The organism is Niallia circulans, from assembly GCF_007273535.1.
GTDB lineage: Bacteria > Bacillota > Bacilli > Bacillales > Cytobacillaceae > Niallia > Niallia circulans_B.
Genome location: NZ_RIBP01000004.1, coordinates 740,374 through 759,225, shown reverse-complemented (window position 1 = coordinate 759,225; position 18,852 = coordinate 740,374). Strand labels below are relative to the sequence as shown.

Here is an 18,852-nt window from a genome sequence, read left to right as displayed (position 1 = left end):
GTTTTTTTATATGAGAGGGTTGTTTTACATGCTGCTGTTATCCTCGTTTTTATTGATTTTAGATTCATCCATTTTTGCATCTAATTTTCCAAGTCTTTTTGCTGCAAAATCTTTACCGCCAAGACCAAATGCTAGTCCGAAGGCAAGTGCCAATCCACCAAGGATAAGTACAAAGGCAGATGTGACGATAGAAGATGCAACACCAAGCTGGTCTAATGCCATAAAGATTGCTATCGCAATAATAGCGTATTTCGCAATAGAAGGCAGAAGTCTGAACGCTGGTCCGTGAAGCAATCCGCCCAGTGTGTTTTTGACAAGAACTCCTAACCATAAGCCAACGCCAATAATTACAACAGCTGCAATGACTTGCGGCAAGTATGCTACTACAGCAGTTGATAATGTTACTAAGAAATCAAGGCCGAGCAGATTTAATGCTTGGACTGCTAATAAAAAGACAACTAATATTTGAGCGATTGAGCCGATAAGGTTGGCAATGCTTGTTGTAGGAGCGATTCCCATCTTATGAACATAGTTATCAATTCCTAGTCCTGAAAGCAATGATGTAACCATTTGTTTAATCCATTTACCAATCCAAACCCCAAGAAGTACAAGGAAAATGGCAATTGCTATATTCGGGATCATTGTTAAAACATCATTCAGCATATTAATTGCTGGTTGTGAGATTCCTTCAATATCTAGTTTTTCCAACGCAGAAATAACGACAGGAATCATAATGAAAATGAAAATCACATTTCCAATAATAGAAGCAAGAGATGTATTTTCAAATAACTTTGTCATTCCGAAGCGGTTTGCTAATGATTCTAAGCCGATGCTCTGTAAGAAGCTTGTTACAATTGTGCGGACAATCTTAGCTGCAAACCAGCCGACTAAAATGATTAATGCCGCTGCAAGTAGCTTAGGCAAGAAAGCTAGTATGTTTTGAAGCATATTAGCAAATGGCTCAGAAACTCCATATAAGTCTAGAGCACCTAATACTGCAGGCAAGAAAAGAAGCAGCACAAGATAAAAAGCAATATTTGCTACCTTGTCCATTAAGTTAGGTTGTTGTTGATTATTATCTAATAATTTCCATTTGTTTAGTTTTTCATGTACTTTCAATGTGTTGCCTGATTTTTTGATTAAGAATTTTAAGCCAGAAGCGACTAGCCATGCAACCAATAAAATAATAGCAGCTTTTAAGATATTAGGGATTGCCCCAAATATAGATGAAAGCATGGATACTAGTGGTGATGTGATGACAGTAAGATTCAGGATGTTAAAGAATAAACTGAATACATATACGAGTAAAATAAAATAGATAATCTTACTGATTATTTTTTCGGAAGAGTATTTCCTTGATGCTCCTTCAGGAAATATTTTGTCATCGAGTCTAGTTTTCTGAAGTCCTTTATAAATTGCCTTTTCAATAACTTTCGCGATAATCCAACCGAGGATTAATACGACTACTGCCAAAAGAAAATCTGGCAATCTGTCTAAATAGTTGTTCCATCCATTCCAATTTCCACTGTTATTTATCATATTATTCCTCCTTGTCTTGACTTACTGTCCTTATTACCCGCCAAGAATAAGAATAAACGCAAAGTTTTTTTATGCTGGATAGAAGGGGAAGGTGGAGTAGAAGAGCATATAAGGGTTTGCTGAATATTTTTCACCATAAAAAAAAAGCGGAGGTTCTCCGCATAATTCTTCGTTTATAGTCCATCTTTTTCAAATTGATAGATATCTTCATTGCTGCCGATGACAATCAGTGTATCTCCTTTTAAAATCTTTTCCTCGGCAGCAGGCGAGACTATTGTATCCCCTTTTCGCTGGATTCCAATAATAGTACAGCCGTAATTTGCTCGGATATTCAAATCAAGAAGTGTTCGCTGATGTACTTTGTCTGAGGCTGCCAGCTCCACAATCCCGTGCTTATCCGATAACTCAATATAATCAATCATCTTTTCCGAAATCACATGATGGGCGATCCTTTTTGCCATATCTCGCTCTGGATGAATAACCTTGTCCGCACCAATTTTCTCTAACACTCTTTTATGGTAGACATCAGCCGCCTTTACCCATACCTGCTTCATTCCCATTTCTTTCAAAATAAGTGTTGTAAGCACACTTGATTCAATATCATCACCTAATGCCACAAAAGCATGATCCATGTTGCGGATTCCAAGCTGTGTGAGTGTGGCTTCACTCATAGTATTGACTTGTACACAATGTGTTGCGAATGGGCGGTACTTTTCGACTCTTTCTAGCGATTGATCTATCGCCAGCACCTCTGTACCTGCATCAAAAAATTCTTTAACGAGACTGCCACCGAAATTGCCGAGACCGATAACTACAAATTGTTTTTTCACAAAGGTTCCTCCACGTTTCGTGATTTATGGAGTTAATTCTAACACAATGTTATATCTTTCCAAAATACAGAATAAGAAGTTAGAAACTCCTGCTTTTATGGGTATAGGGTAAAAAAAAAGGAGGGTTTATCTCGAAATGAAATACAAAAATGCCCTTTTTATCTATAATGGGAATGCAGGGAAAAAGGAAATAGATGTACAGCTTCAAAGCTGTTTGCATGTATTTGCAAAGGAAATTGACCACTTGCAGGTTTTTAAAACAAATGGACCAAATCATGCTGCGCAAATTTGCGAGAAATATGGAGAACAGACAGACCTTGTTATTGTTCTTGGGGGAGATGGCACCATCCACGAATGTGTCAACGGTTTGGCTGGCTTACAAAAAAGACCGGTGCTTGCCATCCTTCCAGGAGGGACATGCAATGATTTCAGTCGTACATTAAATATACAGCAAAACCTGCAAAGAGCTGCTGAAGAGTTAGTTTTATACGGAGTCGAGGAGCCTGTAGATATTATTCAGACAGACTCTGCTTATTTCTTAAATTTTTGGGGGATAGGTCTTGTAGCTGAAACATCAAATAATATTAGAGAAGAAGAAAAAAACATCCTCGGCAGGGCCAGCTATTTATTGAGTGCCATCAGAACTATTCAAAATACTGAGCCAAAAGAGCTTGTTATGAATATAGACGGAAAGGAAATAAGAGAAAAGGCTGTTTTGGCAATGGTTGTGAACGGCAAGTATATTGGTGGAAAATTACTTCCATTCTCAACGATATCCTATAATGACGGTTTAGTAGATGTCTTTATTGTTAGAAATACGAATTTACAGTTGTTAAAGGAGCTTAATGATCTCCGTAAAATAGATTTTGAAACGAATGAAGAGTTTAAAGAACAAGTACTGTATATGAGTGGTAAACATATTAAAATAAGCTCTGAACATTTTGTAGATGTCGATATGGACGGAGAGGTATACACAAAAACACCAAGCGAGTTGAAGGTGCTCCCAAGTCATATAAAAATGCTTCGACCTGATTTTTAATAAAAGAAATAAGGCATCCTCGCTGGATGCCTTATTTCTTTTATTTAGAAGCCTAGTTATTATTCTGATAAGTATGCTGTTAACATCCATAGATGTTTTTCAATTTTTTCTGTCAATCCAATTGCAAGGTCATGTGTTACTGTATCTCCAAGCTCGTCCGCGTGCTCAGCTAAAGATCGCAGTTGTGTGTTGATTTGGCTATAGTCTTCCACAAGAGATCTTACCATTTCAGTTGCAGATAATTTTTCCGTACTTTCTGCCAGTGTTGAAGTCTCCATAAATTCTTTCAAAGTAGAAACTGGTTTACCGCCAATCGCAAGTAAACGTTCAGCAATTTCATCCACTACATCTGCTGCTTCATCATAAAGCTCCTCAAATTTCTCATGTAATGTAAAGAAGAAAGGTCCTTTAACATACCAGTGATGTTGATGAAGTTTTGTGTATAATACGCTCCAGTTTGCTACTTGTACATTTAATTCTTTTTGTAATTCAACTTTAGTTTGTAATCCCATTATTATTAGCTCCCTTCGGTTGTTTATATTTTAATTATAACAAGTTTTAATTTAAAATCAATACTTAATTATAATTATTTTAATTTAGTTCTTGTTTTAATTTGTTGATTATTAGTTCTACTTCTATCATATACAGGAAAGTTATGGAAGACTAGTAAGTAGCTCAATTGTTCATAAATCTTTCAAATATCATCGTTATTTTCTGCAACTGTTAAAAAACTATACCCTGATAACAGTCGTATTTAAACAATCAAAAAAGAGGAAGAGGCATAAAAAATAAATCGTCCCTAAATACGAATAATAAAAAAATTGAGTTAACTTTGAAACAGTAGACCGTAATTATCGAGTATGAGTTATGTTTTTTTTTATGAAAAATCTTATAGAATGGAGCGGAGGAAACTCGACTTCTAAGAGAAATAGAAGCGATTAAGACCTAACAGGCGCAGACGGAGAGGCTCAAATACCTCCCCGCGAAAAAACGAGTGTGTGTAGTGAATGTCCTAACCTCTTAAACAGAAAGACTGGAAGAAAACATATAAGTGCGATGATGGTAACGAATGCTGAAGATGAGCCCCATTGCCATCATGTTTGTCATTAGTGAACTGCCCCCATAACTGATAAAAGGTAATGGAATTCCTGTAATGGGCAGAAGTTGGATTGTCATTCCGACGTTTTCAAATACGTGGAAAGCTATCATGCTAATAACACCTACACATATATAAATGCTATAAGGGTCATTCGATATAAAGGCAGTTCGAGTTAAATGATAGATGAGAAGGAAATAAAGAATAATAATAATGCTTCCGCCAATAAAGCCGTATTCCTCCCCAATAATGGTGAATACAAAATCGGTATGTCTTTCAGGTATATAAACTTCAACATTACCAATGCCTTTTCCAGAAATAAGACCAGATCCAATTGCCTGCAGAGACCAAACAAGCTGCAAGCCAGAATCTCCAGATTCAACAGGATCGAGCCATGAATCAATTCGTTTAAATTGATAGTCTTCAATATGTAAATATTTCAGCAGGAAATCTCTTCCGTATATGGCTAAATACAAAATAAGGGACCCAAGAGATAGGGCAGTTCCGTACAATGGAATGATGATTTTCCAAGTGATACCTGAAACAAGAATCATTCCTGCAAGAATTGCTATAAGTACTAAAGTAGTTCCTAAATCCTGAACAATAACAAGTGCAATGGGAATTCCCCCTGCTAATGCCATTTTGCACAAAAGGATAAAGTCTGTTTTGAAAGTTGTGTAGATAGTCTTTTCATGGTGGTCATGCATGACCTTTGACAAAGCCATAATAGTGAATACCTTCATGTATTCTGATGGCTGGATACTGCCGATGCCTGGAATTACGTACCAGCTTTGAGCTCCGTTTCTTTGCGGTGTGAAATCAGTAATGGGGGCGAATACGAGTCCGACAAGAAGTGCGATACCTACCCCATAAAAAATCCAAGTAAGCTTTCTAAATTGTTCATTGTCAAAGTAAGTGAGAACAGCAATGGCAATGGCTCCGATTCCATACCACATAAGCTGTGTTGGTAAGTAAGCTTTGCTGGCACTGTAAATGGACACACAGCTTGTTAAACAAAAGAGCATAATAAGCAGACATAAGGTCCAATCAAATTTATCTGAAAATTGCTTGCTTGTTCCTCTCATAAGAAAACTCCTTATATAACTGAAAAATGAAGTGCTATTACTTAGACGGATAGTTTTTGAAAATAGTTTCCATTTTTTGATATTTATGAAAAGATTTTAGAGTTTACTTAAGTGGAAAGGGAAAAAGAAAAACGCCGCATTAGAAAAGGTTTAACAAATTCTAATACAACGTTTTTGTGTTTACATAAGATGCTTGAGGAAGGCACTTGCAATGCCGAAATAAATAAACAAAGAAAAAATATCATTTAATGTAGTAATAAGTGGACCTGATGCTACTGCTGGATCAATCTTAAAGCGATATAAAATCAACGGAATGATTGTACCAGACAGTGTTCCGATAATCAGTGTAAAGAAAAGGGAGCATCCAACAACAAAACCTAAGACAGGCTCTCCTTGCCATACATATGCTATTAATGTGATGATTATGCCACATGTTGCTCCAATTATAAGTCCGACAAGTAATTCTCTAAAAATTACCTTTGTAACAATTTTTTTATTAATTGTATTAGAAATCAACCCACGAACAATTACTGCAAGTGATTGTGTTCCAGTATTACCAGTCATTCCAGATATCATCGGCATGAAAAAGGATAATGCTACTGCTTTACTGAGAATATCCTCATAAGAACTGATAATGCTGCCTGATACTATGCCGATAAACAGGAGCAAAATAAGCCATGGCAGTCTGCGGTACGCTGCAACATGTGCCTTCGTATCAAAGTCTATATCCTTACCACCGGCGGATAGTTTTTGAATATCTTCATCGGCTTCTTGAATAACAACGTCAATGATATCATCTACAGTTATAATACCCATCAGCATATTTTCTTCATCGACGACAGGGATGGCTAAAAAGTCATATTTTTGAATGATATGAGCAACCTGCTCCTGATCTTCTGTAACAGAAACACTGATGACCCTCTCATACATAATATCCATAATTTTATCCTGCGGTTCAGCAATTAATAAATCTCGATAGGAAACAACGCCAACCAATTGTCTTTTTTGATTAATAACATAAAGGTAGCTTAATGTTTCTGCGAAATCTGCAAAGCTTTTCAGTTTATCAACAGCTTCTCTTGTTGTGTAATAATCTCGAATCCATACAAAACGGTTTGTCATCATGCGACCAGCTGTTTCATCCGGATAATTCATCAAGTTTTGGACGATGATAGACTCTTCTTTTTTCATGCCGGAAAGCAATTGTTCTGTTGTTTCTGGTGAAAGTTCATTAAGAAGTGACGCAAGGTCATCATTGTCCATTAAATCAAGAACTTTACCAGTTTTTTCAACGCCAAGTTTATTTAATATATCAAGCTGCTCTTCCTTATTAATCTCTTCGAGCAGGTTTGCTAATAAATCTGTGTTAAGAAAAAGGAGGAAGCGGGTCCTATGCTTATCGGGGAGTGTTTCATAAATTTGCGCAATATCATAGGGCTGAAGCTCGTCTATAATAGTCTCAAATTCTGCCTTTTTGTTTTCTTTCAGTGTTTTAATGATGTGAAGTGTGATTTGATTAACTGACATATTTTGTATCATACTTCCCACTCCTTTCCTCCAAAGTCATAGTTGTTTATACCCTGTACTATTATATGAAATAAACTCCAAGAATGAAATGGATATTTTTATAACACAGTGCTGTAAAAAGTATGTTAATTTTTCTGACAATTAACTTGCCGTCAGATGAGAATCGGTTAATATTATCTTATAAATATTATTTTAATGATGTTACTTTCGTATATCCTTAATAATTGGTTTAAGGGTCTCTACTTAGAAACCGTAAATTTCTAGCTACGAAAAAACAGGCTATGTATGCTTGTTTTTTTCGTAGCTTTTTATGTTTAAAGGGGGAATGGGACGATGTCCACAATACTAATTCAAAATGCGCAAATCATCACAATGAATGCAGCAGAGACAATAGTGTCTGGAGATATCTTGATTGAAAATGACCGTATTAAGGAAATTGGTCAAGGTCTTAATGCTGATCGTGCAGATAAAATTATTGATGCAGCAAATCACACAGTAATACCAGGATTTATCCAAACACATATTCATTTATGTCAGACCTTATTCAGAGGAAAAGGAGATGATTTAGAGCTGATGGATTGGCTTCGCAACAGAATTTGGCCGCTAGAGGCGGCTCATGATCAGGAGTCCATCTATTACTCGGCAATGCTTGGTATCGGCGAGCTGGTAGAAAGTGGTACGACAACAATTGTTGATATGGAAACCGTTCATCATGCAGATTTTGCTTTTCAGGCTATTGCCGAAAGCGGAATAAGAGCAGTTTCTGGAAAAGTGATGATGGATAAGGGCAGTGAAGTGCCAGCCGCTCTTCAGGAAAAAACAGCAGATTCTATCCAGCAAAGTGTTGATTTATTAGAGAAGTGGAATCAGTTTGATGACGGTAGAATCCAATATGCCTTTTCCCCAAGATTTGTTGTGTCATGTACAGAGGAGCTTTTAAGGGAAGTAAAGGTGCTATCTGATAAATATAAGACTTTTGTCCATACACATGCCTCCGAGAATAAAACGGAGATTGAAATTGTTCAACAAGAAACAGGGATGAGGAATGTCGTCTATCTCGACCACTTGGGCCTTGCGAATGATCGCCTAATTTTAGCTCATTGCGTTTGGTTGGATGAAGAAGAAAAAAGAATCATCCAAGAGAAAGGTGTTCATGTAAGTCATTGCCCTGGTTCAAATTTAAAGCTTTCTTCAGGTATTGCAGAAACACCGCATTTATTGCATAATCATGTCTCTGTCAGTCTTGGGGCAGATGGCGCACCCTGCAATAATAATCTCGATATGTTCAACGAGATGAGATTGGCTGCATTAATACAGAAGCCCATCCACGGACCAACAGCCATGGATGCAAGAACAGTATTTCGGATGGCAACAATCGGCGGAGCAAAAGCAGTTGGACTAGAAACGGAAATCGGCAGTATAGAAGTTGGGAAAAAAGCTGATATCGCTATCCTAAACTTACAGAACTTCCATACGTATCCCTCCTATGATGTTGATCCGATTTCAAGAATTGTCTATTCAGCAACAAGAGCAGACGTTGTTACAACCATTATTAATGGCCGAATCATCATGGAAAATAAAATTATGCGAACAATTGATAAGCAAATCATCTTAAAGGAAGCAGACACTAGTATAAGAAGATTACTTAAAAAGACAAATATTATGTAGGGGGTTAAGCTAATACAGAATACTTTAAAATGTTTTTTTAGAAACAGATTATATTTGGCATGTTTTCAAAGGTCTAAAACCGTCTTAAAATGGAGGCGGTTTTTTTCGTGAAGATTACAACCATATGTCATTTTTTATATTGTTCCGATAATTATATAAAACACTGCAGATAACTTGTATAATGTAATGGAAAATGGCTTCTGTTTGTATCTTTCTTCTTATATTTGGAAAGCATACTGGAGAAATAAAAGCTGGGAGCTTATTACATAATGGTGAAATATCATTTAGAAGCTATTTTAATTTGTTTTTGATAAACTGAAATTGATAAAAAGTATCTATATATTTTTTGCTTAAAGTGTTTAGGGGGTACTTTATGAAAAAAGGCAATCATGATATCCGAGATGTAGTGTATATCCATTTGCATGAAAAGGAACGGTTTGTTCTCTCATATGGGATTGAATTTTATGAATTTTATCATTTTTTAGCTCAATCTATTTCGTCCATCTTACTGTTGAAGCATCAGTTTGATGACGGTGAATTACATACACATACAATGTTCGATTATGTTCCCGAACAGAAATTAGCGAAGCTCGCTAAAGAGGATGTATATGGCTATGGAGATTTTGCTTGGATTGATTTTGAAGAAACAGAGGCTTTAGATGTTCTTCATGGACAGACAATTGCAGAGCTCCTCTTTCTTGCCCATAAAAGAGATCATTTGAAGGCTCCTTTTTATCAGCATCTCAATAATCAATTTGTATACCTGGCCCATGATGATGGCTGGTTTAATAAGACCTATTACAAAAATCTCCCAATGTTTTATTCGTTTTTCGGTGAGGTAATAAGCCAGAAATTAAACCGTCTAAAAGCAGATAAAACGTTGTTCGGAGTTAAGAAAAAACGCATCTTCACTCCGTTAAGCCAACAAGGAGTTTTATTGTTGAAGGAAATGATGAAGGAAGGTATGGTACTTTCCATTCAAAAGGCAAGTCAAAACAGGCTGCGCATTGAAATACCTATCTGGATTATTGGCGACTTTGCGAATATGGACGATATGTATGAGGAATACGAGAAAAGAAGCAAGCAAGGCAATGTGGACGGTAAGCTTGTTTATGATAAAAGGACGAAGGAATGGGAAGTAATCATTAATTAAAAAGACAGGTGAGCAGTTTGAGTAGGAATATTTCTGAAGCCTTTCCGCAAAAGCTTGTCAAAATGGTATTTATAGAAAGGCCCAACCGCTTTATTCTTCATTGTCTATATAAAGGATCAATGGAGGTTGTTCATTTAGCTGATCCAGGCAGATTGAAGGAGTTATTACTAAAAGATACAGCAGTATATGTACTTCCGAGCACCAATCCTAATAGGAAAACGAAGTGGACTGCTGTTCTTGTCGAGCATGAAGGGATTTTTGTTTCTATAAATACAACATACCCAAATAAGCTTATTGAAAGGGTGTTGAAAAGTTTTGCACTTCCAGAGTTGGCTTCATACGAGTGGAAGAAATCAGAGTTTGTTTATGGGCATTCAAGATGGGACTTCATGTTGGAGGATGAAACAGGCAAGGGGCTTCTGTTAGAGGTGAAAAGCGTCACACTTGCACATGGCAGACTTGGCATGTTTCCAGATGCAGTCACAGCAAGGGGAGCAAAGCATGTACAAGAGCTTGCTGGCATTGCAAAGCAGGGAGAGTGGCAAACAGCAATCCTCTTTGTTGTGCAGCGGGAGGATGTCGACATGGTTACATCGGCAGCACATATTGATCCGTTTTTTGCACAATGCTTAGAACAAGCAGAAGAGGCTGGCGTAAAGCTTATGGCATATACTTGCGATATGTCCTTGGAGGGTATTCAGCTCTCACGTCCAATTCCTGTCCAGCTTAATAAAAAATTGCTTGATAATAGCTAACGTCAAAAACCGAATTAGTGTATAATCAACGTTGATGAAAAATGAAAAAGATAGAGAATGGTGCTTGTTTTTTGTTAAGCGAGCTTAAAAGGGAAGCTGGTGAAAATCCAGCGCGGTCCCGCCACTGTAAATGACTGCTTTTTTGCATATATGCCACTGTAATTGTATGGGAAGGCGCAATAAAGCAATAGTTATAAGTCAGGAGACCTGCCATTCATCTATGCACCTTAAAATGCCTACGAGGATAGGCTGGTGTGGAGCGCGATTTTTATAATAAAGGTCCTTCCCGGAGTCTGTCCAAAAAGGAAACCATGAGCTCTCACACTTTTTTTATGCATGGTATTGCTTAATAAGTGTGTTTTTTTATGGATTTTAATAGGACTGGCTCCTTTTTATTTTTCCGAACACGAAAGGGAGGAAAAGAGATGAAAAAGTACTATTCATTATTTTGCGGAGCATTACTTGCATGCTTGGTTTTAGCTGGGTGTGGACAAGCTTCTGACAAAGAAAATGATGACCAGAAAAAATCAGAACAGACAGAGGCTTTCCCTGTCACAATTAAGGACGCAGTTGATCAAGAGGTTGTTATTGATGACAAGCCAGAAAAGATTGTGTCATTAATGCCAAGTAATACCGAGGTAGCTTTTGCACTTGGAGTCGGTGATGAGGTAGTTGGTGTTTCTGAAAGTGATGACTACCCTACAGAAACAACAGATATTGAAAAAGTAGCAGGGCTGGAGTTAAATGTGGAGAAAACTATTTCATTAGATCCTGATTTAGTGCTTGCACATGAGTCTGTAGCTGATACATGGGCAGATGGATTACAGCAGATTAGAGATGCTGGAATAGATGTGCTTGTCGTGAATGATGCGACTGATTTTGATGGTGTTTACGAAAGCATTGAGATGATTGGTGAAGCAGTTGGAAAGGAAGCGAAAGCAGAAGAAGTGGTTGAAGGTATGAAGGATGATATCGCTTCTATTAAAGACAAGGCTGCAAGCATCTCTGCTCAAGACAAAAAGGATGTTTATGTAGAGGTTAGTCCTGCACCTGATGCATTTACAACAGGAAAAGATACATTCATGCAAGAAATGATTGATACAATCAATGCAACGAATGTTGTTAAGGAAACAGGCTGGGTACAAGTTGACCAAGAAGCAGTCATTGAGGCAGATCCAGATGTAGTTATTACAACGTATGGCAGCTATTCACCAGATCCTGTTGGGCAAGTAACGAAGCGAGAAGGCTGGGCGAATGTCACTGCAGTGAAGGATAAGGAAATAGTAGAAGTAGATGAAGATCTTGTTTCCCGTTCAGGCCCAAGGCTTGCACAAGGGATACAGGAATTAGCGAAAGCAGTATATCCGGATGTTTTTAAATAAAAGAAAAGCGGCTTATTTACTGGCCGCTTTTTTTCTCATCATCGCACTTTTCTTTGGGGTTTCAGTTGGAACCGTTTCAGTTCCCTTTTTGACCATTGCCAAACTCTTCGTTAACTTAATCAGTCCAAACGAGATATTTGATGTAGATAAAATGCAGGCAAATATTGTTTATAATATCCGTCTTCCACGTGTTATTCTTTCTGGGCTTGTTGGTGCAAGTCTTGCTATTGCTGGATGCTCTTTTCAAGGTTTGTTGCGAAATCCGTTAGCGGACCCTTATACATTAGGTGTATCTTCAGGCGCTTCGGTTGGAGCTGTTGCAACGTTGTTCTTTCATATTTCAATCCCCGTTTTGGGCGGGTACACACTGCCTGTACTAAGTATCCTGTCTGCCTTTATAACGATACTTTGTGTTTTATTGTTCGCAAGAAGACTTGACCCTGCAATGAAGGTAGAAACAATTATACTGACAGGCATTATCTTTAGTTCGTTTCTAGCTGCCTTTATCTCGCTCTTCATCGCCTTAACCGGTGATGAGCTAAGACAGATTATTGGCTGGCTGCTCGGAAGTGTATCGATGAGAGGCTGGACTTATATTCAAATGTTCCTTCCTTTTTTTGTTATCGGATGTCTCGTTTTGCTGCTGCAAGGAAAGGAACTCAATATACTGGCGTTCGGAGAAGAGCGAGCACAGCATTTAGGCGTACAAGTAAGGTCTAGAAAGATACTGATTTTGCTTGCTGGAAGTATGCTAACTGGAGCTGCTGTTGCAGTGTCAGGGACAATTGGCTTTGTCGGTCTTGTTATTCCTCATTTAGTCAGAATGCTGACTGGACCTGATCATCGTCATGTGCTGCCGTTGTCTATTTTCGTTGGGAGCGGTTTTCTAATTCTCGCTGACTTGCTGGCAAGATCCATCATATCTCCTGCTGAGCTGCCAATTGGTGTTATAACTGCACTTGCAGGTGCCCCTGTATTTGCCTTGTTGCTGTTAAATCTTAGAAGGAAAAGGAGGTAAAACGATGCTTGAAGCAAAAGGACTTTCCTTTCATTACGGAAAGAAGAAGGTGCTAGAGAATATCACTTTTTCTGTACAAAAAGGGGAGATGCTTGGCATTCTTGGTCCGAATGGTAGTGGGAAAACAACATTGTTTAAACTGATAAGCGGTATCCTCGAACCGGATTCTGGTGATCTATTTATTAAAGAGCGAAAGCTTGCACAATATAAACAAAAAGAACTTGCGAGAATCGTTTCTACCCTTTCTCAACAAACGACAGAGACCTTTTCTTATACTGTAAAAGAAATCGTTTCAATGGGCAGATATGCTCACCAAACAGGCTGGATACAGGGTTTGACTGGCGAGGATAAAGCCATTATTAGCAGAGCAATGGAACAGACAGGTATAAGTCATTACAGTGATTCCTTAATAGGAGAGCTTTCCGGAGGCGAAAAGCAGCGTGTGTATTTAGCACAATGCTTGGCACAGGAGCCGGAGATTCTTCTTCTTGATGAACCTACTAATCATCTAGATCTATCCTTTCAAAAAGAACTGCTTGATTCTTTGAAAGCATGGAGCAGGGATAAAGGACTGACCATCGTGTGTATTTTTCATGATTTGAATTTAGCTAGCTTGTATTGCGACAGGCTTTTGCTGCTTCATCACAATCAGATAGAATCAGATGCTAATCCTCGTGAAGTTCTGCAAGAGAATACAATAAAAAAGGTATATAAAACAGACGTATTGAGAACCTTACATCCGCAAGTTCCTGCTGCTCAGCTAGTTATTTCTCCTGCATCAGCTAAAAAATTAGGGCAAGAAGTAATCGGTGAAGAACATTTACACATATCCCGTGATTACATATCTATTACTACTAACTTTCCATTAAAAACACTGTCTTCTGGTGTGACGGGAGCTGGAGTCGGCTGGCATAAATACTTTGTTAATCGACATGTAAATAAAGACTACCATTGCGATGATTATAAGGTGGAGATGAATAGTTATCTTGCGAACAATGGCTTTTTGCCGAGTGAAACGGTTGGAATGATGACCGCAGTTGAGCTTGAGGATGTTGCGTACGGAAGCTATCAAGTAGGTGCTTCCTCTGTTTTTATTGTTGTCACTGCAAGTGTAGGGCATGCGGTGGACGCTGCTTTAAGTGAGCAGCATCCCTCACATATATTACCTGGCACAATCAATCTGTGGATTTTCATTAATGGAGAGCTGTCTGAACAAGCATTTCTGCAATGTGCAATGACAGCGACAGAAGCGAAGACAAGTGTTCTTCGTAACAGACAAGTCGTTGATCCTCTTACAGGAACTGCAGCGACAGGTACTCCAACAGACAGCTTACTTATTGCAGCTACCCAAAGTGGGGAGCATCATGAGTTTGCGGGCACAATTACTTCAATAGGCAAGGTTGTTGCTAAAGGTGTTTATGAATGTTTGACAGAGGCTTTGGATAAAAGGGAAAGCAGCATAAAAGCTAGAAAAGAGGGATGAAATGAAGATTTATACGAAAACAGGTGATAAAGGCAAGACGAGCATTATTGGCGGAAGAATTGCCAAGGATGACATCAGAGTCGAAGCATATGGCACAGTGGATGAAGCAAATTGTTTTGTTGGACAAGCAATATCCTTACTAGAGCAGGAGTCCTTTTTAGATGTAAAGGAAGATTTGGAAAAAATCCAGCATGAATTGTTTGATTGTGGCGGGGATTTAGCAAGCATAGTAAAAGATAGGCAATTAAAACTGTCAGAGGAAGCTGTCACTTTTTTAGAGAAGCGTATAGATATGTTAACAGAAGAAGCGCCGCCGCTTGAGAGATTTATTTTACCTGGGGGAACAAACGCCGCGGCAGCCATTCATATTGCCAGAACGGTAACGAGACGGGCAGAAAGATGTGTAGTTAGCTTAATGAGCGAAGAAGATAACGTTCCCGATTTGCCATTAAAATACTTGAACCGTTTATCTGATTATTTTTTTGCATTAGCGCGAGTCATGAACTTTCGCAGTGGGGTCCGTGATATTGAATATGAGAGAAGCGCAAAGGTTTTTCATGTGAGTAAAGCAAATCAAGGAGAAAAAGGTCCTGATAATTGACGCTCTTTTCACTTATAGGGTTGACCGCTAATTTTTGGAGAATATGCCTAAATAAAATTGTGTGAATAAGCTGCATTTTCTTATCTCTGAACATAAATTATTACAAATCATGTAGAAACTTTACAAATTGATAAAAAGCCTTATGCTAGTCCATGATTCCTCTTTTGAAGATAAAGTTCTAGTGGTAGAATAACAAGTGTGTGTCTTTAAAATATGGAGGTACGAATGATGAAGAAAAAAATCGGTTTATTATATGGTGGGAAATCCGCTGAACATAAAGTTAGTATGCAAACAGCCTTGGCGGTTATAAAAGCCTTGGATACAGATAAATTTGATATTCATCCTATATACATAACGGAGACGGGTGAATGGATTAAAGGAAATCAGCTAACAGGACCTGTAGAAACAGTGAAAGAATTAGAGTTTACAAGACCGGTTGGCCATTCTGCGACAGTACTTTCTCCTGACTTGTTCCAAACAAATGACAGTTCTCTTGATGTAATCTTTCCATTGCTGCATGGACCAAATGGAGAAGACGGAACTGTTCAAGGTTTGCTTGAACTTTTGAATCTTCCTTATGTGGGTAATGGTGTACTTGCATCATCAGCAGGTATGGATAAGGTTGTCATGAAAAATATTTTTGAAGTAGCTGGATTGAACCAGGTTAAATATACATCCTTCATTAGAAGTGAATGGCAAGGTGCTAAGGAAGCTGCATACGCTAAAGTAGAAGAGGATCTTGGTTACCCTTGCTTTGTTAAACCTGCTAACCTAGGATCAAGTGTAGGGATAAGTAAATGCACATCCCGCACAGAATTGGATGCTGCGTTTGAAGAAGCCTTCCAATTTGACCGCAAAATTATTGTGGAAGAAGGCGTCATAGCAAGAGAAATCGAAGTCGGTGTCCTTGGCAATGACTACCCAGCAGTAACAGTTGCTGGAGAAATTTTACCGAAAACAGATTTTTATGACTATAAAGCAAAATATGAGGACGGAAATACAGGCCTAATTATCCCTGCAGAGGTTTCAGAGCAGGAATATGCAGCTATAAAAGAAGACGCAATTAAAGCATTTAAAGCTTTAGATTGTTCTGGTCTTGTGCGTGCTGACTTCTTCTTAACGAGTGCAGGAGAGGTGTATATTAACGAAGTAAACACAATGCCTGGGTTTACGCCATTCAGCATGTTCCCGCTATTATGGAAGCATACAGATGTAGAATATGCAGCACTTATTGAAAAACTTGTAGATCTAGCATTGGAAAGACACCAAGAAAAACAAAGCATTAAATATACTTTTTAATGGGTATAGGCATATTTGAGATAAAATGAGCCAACTCTTAAAAAAAGAGGCATCTCTTATTTGCCTCTTTTTTTTGGCAATAAACTTTAAAAAGAGTTTAAGTGTACATAAAAGAAGGAGGAGACTGCTATGATTCGGCGCTCTTTACAACAAGCAGCACATATGATTGGACCTGAGGCAACTTTGAGTTCAAGTGATATCGGAGAAATTGTTATTCACGGGGTGACAATTGACTCAAGAAAGATACAAAAAGGCAATCTTTTCATTCCTTTTAAAGGAGATAAGACAGACGGGCATCAATATGTGGAGGCTGCTATTCAAAACGGAGCAGCGGCAGCGTTTTGGCAAAAGGATGTTCCCAATCCGCCTAAGCATTTACCGCTAATTTTCGTAAGTGACCCACTTGTGAGCATCCAGCAGCTTGCGAAAAGTTACCGCCATGAATTGGATATAAAAGTTGTCGGGATAACAGGAAGTAATGGAAAGACATCCACAAAGGATATTACGACAAATCTGTTATCACTGAAATATAAAGTTCAGAAAACAGAAGGAAATTATAATAATCATTTAGGTCTTCCGTTGACTGTTTTGAGCTTAGAGGAAGACACAAATATTGCTGTGTTGGAAATGGGAATGAGCGGCAGAGGAGAAATTGACTTTTTAACAAGGCTGGCTGAACCTGATGTTGTTGTCATTACCAATATCGGGGAATCTCATTTGCAGGATCTTGGTTCAAGGGAAGGCATTGCAGAAGCAAAACTGGAGATACTTAATGGATTAAAAGAAGGCGGCAGGATTGTTTATTTTGGGGATGAACCATTATTGACAGGCAAAATCCCAAGCTTGAAGAAGGCTGATTCTGAAAGCTGTTCCTTTGGGTTAGAAGATAATAACAATCTATATCCATTTGATATTGTTGAAAGCAGTACTGGCAGCAAGTTTAAAATCAACACAAGTGCTCAGGAATTCAGTCTGCCGATATTAGGTAAACACAATATTTTAAACGCACTGGCAGGAATGCTAGTGGCAGATTATTTTGATATCAGCTATGAGCAAATGAATGAAGGCTTTGAGAATCTTAAGCTGACTAATATGAGAATGGAGCTTGTGGAAGGCAAGGGCGGTTTGAAAATTATCAATGATGCTTATAATGCCAGTCCTACCAGCATGAGAGCCGCTATTAATGTGCTGCAAAGCTTACCAGGCTTTAAATCTAAGGTGCTTGTTCTTGGAGACATGCTAGAATTGGGTTCAGAGGAAGCAATCTTCCATTACAGTATTGGTGAGGCGATAGATGCTGCTGCCATTGATTATGTATTTACATTTGGAAAATTGGGTGAGCATATTGCTGAAGGAGCAAAAACGGTTCTTGCTGATAATAGAGTCCGCTCTTTCTTAGACAAAAGTGAACTGATTAAGGAATTGGAACAGGTTGTTGATGCTGACACAGCAGTCCTTGTAAAAGCTTCAAGAGGAATGAGATTAGAGGAAGTCGTTAAGGCTCTCCAATCATCGGTTTAATGGACATTAAAGGGAACGAAGAATCTATCTGATTCTGGTTCCCTTTTTGAGTTAATAGCATGACTAGGTTAAAAAAGTGTAATTTCTGGTGTAATAGTGTAAAATGTAAACAAAAACTAATGGTGGTGTTATCATTGACTGCTTGTTTATGTATTCACGGATTTACTGGAGCTCCAAAAGAGGTGGAGCCGCTGGCTGAGTACCTGCTTGAGCATACAGATTGGGAATGTGTAATGCCAGTGTTGCCAGGACACGGTGAACTTTTGCAATTAAAAGGGGTCTCTTTTAATGAGTGGATCCACTGTGCCGAAGGGGCATTGGAGGAATTGTTAGAAAGACATGATGAAGTCTATGTGGTTGGCTTTTCAATGGGAGGAATGATTGCAAGCTATTTAGCTGCTCGTTATCCTGTTAAAAAGCTTGTGCTGTTGAGTGCAGCAGCCTTTTATATTAACCCTAAACAGTTAAGGGCTGATCTTATCATTATGTGTAGAGATCTTTATAACGGAAAACTGTTTGAAAATGAACTGTTTAACCGCTATTCCCAAAAATTTAAAACAACGCCTCTTTCTGCCACTATTCAGTTTAGAAAACTTGTACGATATATTAAGCCGCTTCTGGAAAGTGTCACAATTCCAACATTTATTGCACAAGGAGACAGCGATGGGATAGTGCCGTTAAAAAGCGCTGATTATTTATATCAAACAATCAAAGCAAAAAAAAAAGAAATGGTCTATATTAAGGATTCTCAGCATTTAATCTGCCATTGTAAGGATAATCAAGCTCTTTTCTCCCGAATATTAAACTTTTTATCTTAATGGTGTTGCTTTATTCTGTATCTTAAGTATGTTAACAG

The 18,852-nt window shown here is 38.2% G+C and carries 16 protein-coding genes and 2 riboswitches; of the genes, 11 read left to right on the top strand and 5 right to left on the bottom strand.

Going from position 1 to position 18,852, the window contains the following annotated elements; translation table 11 throughout:
• Positions 1-24: 24 nt before the first annotated feature.
• Both CEQ21_RS11680 and CEQ21_RS11675 read right to left on the bottom strand, forming a co-directional pair.
• Positions 25-1,539 carry a mechanosensitive ion channel gene (locus tag CEQ21_RS11680; protein ID WP_185764734.1) on the bottom strand — a complete coding sequence of 505 codons (1,515 nt, stop codon included), beginning with the start codon at positions 1,537-1,539 and terminating at the stop codon, positions 25-27.
• Positions 1,540-1,712: 173 nt separating this feature from the next.
• The gene (locus CEQ21_RS11675; RefSeq protein WP_185764733.1) at positions 1,713-2,369 is read right to left on the bottom strand and encodes a potassium channel family protein; all 657 of its coding nucleotides are present in this window, start codon (positions 2,367-2,369) and stop codon (positions 1,713-1,715) included.
• 136 nt (positions 2,370-2,505) lie between these two features.
• Between CEQ21_RS11675 and CEQ21_RS11670 the strand changes: the two genes are divergently transcribed.
• Positions 2,506-3,408: a YegS/Rv2252/BmrU family lipid kinase gene (locus tag CEQ21_RS11670; protein ID WP_185764732.1), complete on the top strand. Its 903-nt coding sequence runs from the start codon at positions 2,506-2,508 to the stop codon at positions 3,406-3,408.
• Between the two features lie 59 nt (positions 3,409-3,467).
• Here CEQ21_RS11670 and CEQ21_RS11665 read toward each other — a convergent pair whose 3' ends face one another.
• The 3 genes from CEQ21_RS11665 to mgtE form a co-directional block, all read right to left on the bottom strand.
• The gene (locus CEQ21_RS11665; RefSeq protein WP_185764731.1) at positions 3,468-3,920 is read right to left on the bottom strand and encodes a Dps family protein; all 453 of its coding nucleotides are present in this window, start codon (positions 3,918-3,920) and stop codon (positions 3,468-3,470) included.
• A gap of 508 nt (positions 3,921-4,428) precedes the next feature.
• Positions 4,429-5,589, bottom strand: a complete 1,161-nt coding sequence (locus tag CEQ21_RS11660; protein ID WP_185764730.1) for an FtsW/RodA/SpoVE family cell cycle protein — start codon at positions 5,587-5,589, stop codon at positions 4,429-4,431.
• 180 nt (positions 5,590-5,769) lie between these two features.
• Positions 5,770-7,128, bottom strand: coding sequence for a magnesium transporter (gene mgtE, locus CEQ21_RS11655; protein WP_185764729.1), 1,359 nt, complete (start codon positions 7,126-7,128; stop codon positions 5,770-5,772).
• 175 nt (positions 7,129-7,303) lie between these two features.
• Positions 7,304-7,403, top strand: a riboswitch (purine riboswitch).
• Positions 7,404-7,449: 46 nt separating this feature from the next.
• Here mgtE and CEQ21_RS11650 point away from each other — a divergent pair.
• The 10 genes from CEQ21_RS11650 (at position 7,450) to CEQ21_RS11605 (ending at position 18,814) form a co-directional block, all read left to right on the top strand.
• On the top strand, positions 7,450-8,784 hold the full coding sequence (locus CEQ21_RS11650; protein WP_185764728.1) for a 5'-deoxyadenosine deaminase: 1,335 nt from the start codon (positions 7,450-7,452) through the stop codon (positions 8,782-8,784).
• Between the two features lie 373 nt (positions 8,785-9,157).
• The gene (locus CEQ21_RS11645) at positions 9,158-9,937 is read left to right on the top strand and encodes a hypothetical protein (RefSeq protein ID WP_185764727.1); all 780 of its coding nucleotides are present in this window, start codon (positions 9,158-9,160) and stop codon (positions 9,935-9,937) included.
• A gap of 8 nt (positions 9,938-9,945) precedes the next feature.
• The gene (gene sfsA / locus CEQ21_RS11640) at positions 9,946-10,692 is read left to right on the top strand and encodes a DNA/RNA nuclease SfsA (protein WP_419181589.1); all 747 of its coding nucleotides are present in this window, start codon (positions 9,946-9,948) and stop codon (positions 10,690-10,692) included.
• 41 nt (positions 10,693-10,733) lie between these two features.
• A riboswitch (cobalamin riboswitch) is annotated at positions 10,734-10,922 on the top strand.
• Positions 10,923-11,117: 195 nt separating this feature from the next.
• Positions 11,118-12,074, top strand: coding sequence for an ABC transporter substrate-binding protein (locus CEQ21_RS11635; RefSeq protein WP_185764726.1), 957 nt, complete (start codon positions 11,118-11,120; stop codon positions 12,072-12,074).
• On the top strand, positions 12,061-13,092 hold the full coding sequence (locus CEQ21_RS11630; protein ID WP_185764725.1) for a FecCD family ABC transporter permease: 1,032 nt from the start codon (positions 12,061-12,063) through the stop codon (positions 13,090-13,092). The genes CEQ21_RS11635 and CEQ21_RS11630 overlap by 14 nt, the downstream gene beginning before the upstream one ends.
• A 4-nt stretch (positions 13,093-13,096) precedes the next feature.
• The gene (locus CEQ21_RS11625) at positions 13,097-14,575 is read left to right on the top strand and encodes an adenosylcobinamide amidohydrolase (protein ID WP_185764724.1); all 1,479 of its coding nucleotides are present in this window, start codon (positions 13,097-13,099) and stop codon (positions 14,573-14,575) included.
• Between the two features lies 1 nt (position 14,576).
• On the top strand, positions 14,577-15,176 hold the full coding sequence (locus CEQ21_RS11620) for a cob(I)yrinic acid a,c-diamide adenosyltransferase (RefSeq protein WP_185764723.1): 600 nt from the start codon (positions 14,577-14,579) through the stop codon (positions 15,174-15,176).
• A gap of 228 nt (positions 15,177-15,404) precedes the next feature.
• Positions 15,405-16,475: a D-alanine--D-alanine ligase gene (locus tag CEQ21_RS11615; protein ID WP_185767241.1), complete on the top strand. Its 1,071-nt coding sequence runs from the start codon at positions 15,405-15,407 to the stop codon at positions 16,473-16,475.
• Between the two features lie 129 nt (positions 16,476-16,604).
• Complete coding sequence (locus CEQ21_RS11610; protein ID WP_185764722.1) at positions 16,605-17,996, top strand: UDP-N-acetylmuramoyl-tripeptide--D-alanyl-D-alanine ligase; 1,392 nt, start codon at positions 16,605-16,607, stop codon at positions 17,994-17,996.
• A 125-nt stretch (positions 17,997-18,121) separates the two neighbouring features.
• Positions 18,122-18,814 carry an alpha/beta hydrolase gene (locus tag CEQ21_RS11605; protein WP_328593499.1) on the top strand — a complete coding sequence of 231 codons (693 nt, stop codon included), beginning with the start codon at positions 18,122-18,124 and terminating at the stop codon, positions 18,812-18,814.
• Positions 18,815-18,852: the final 38 nt, after the last annotated feature.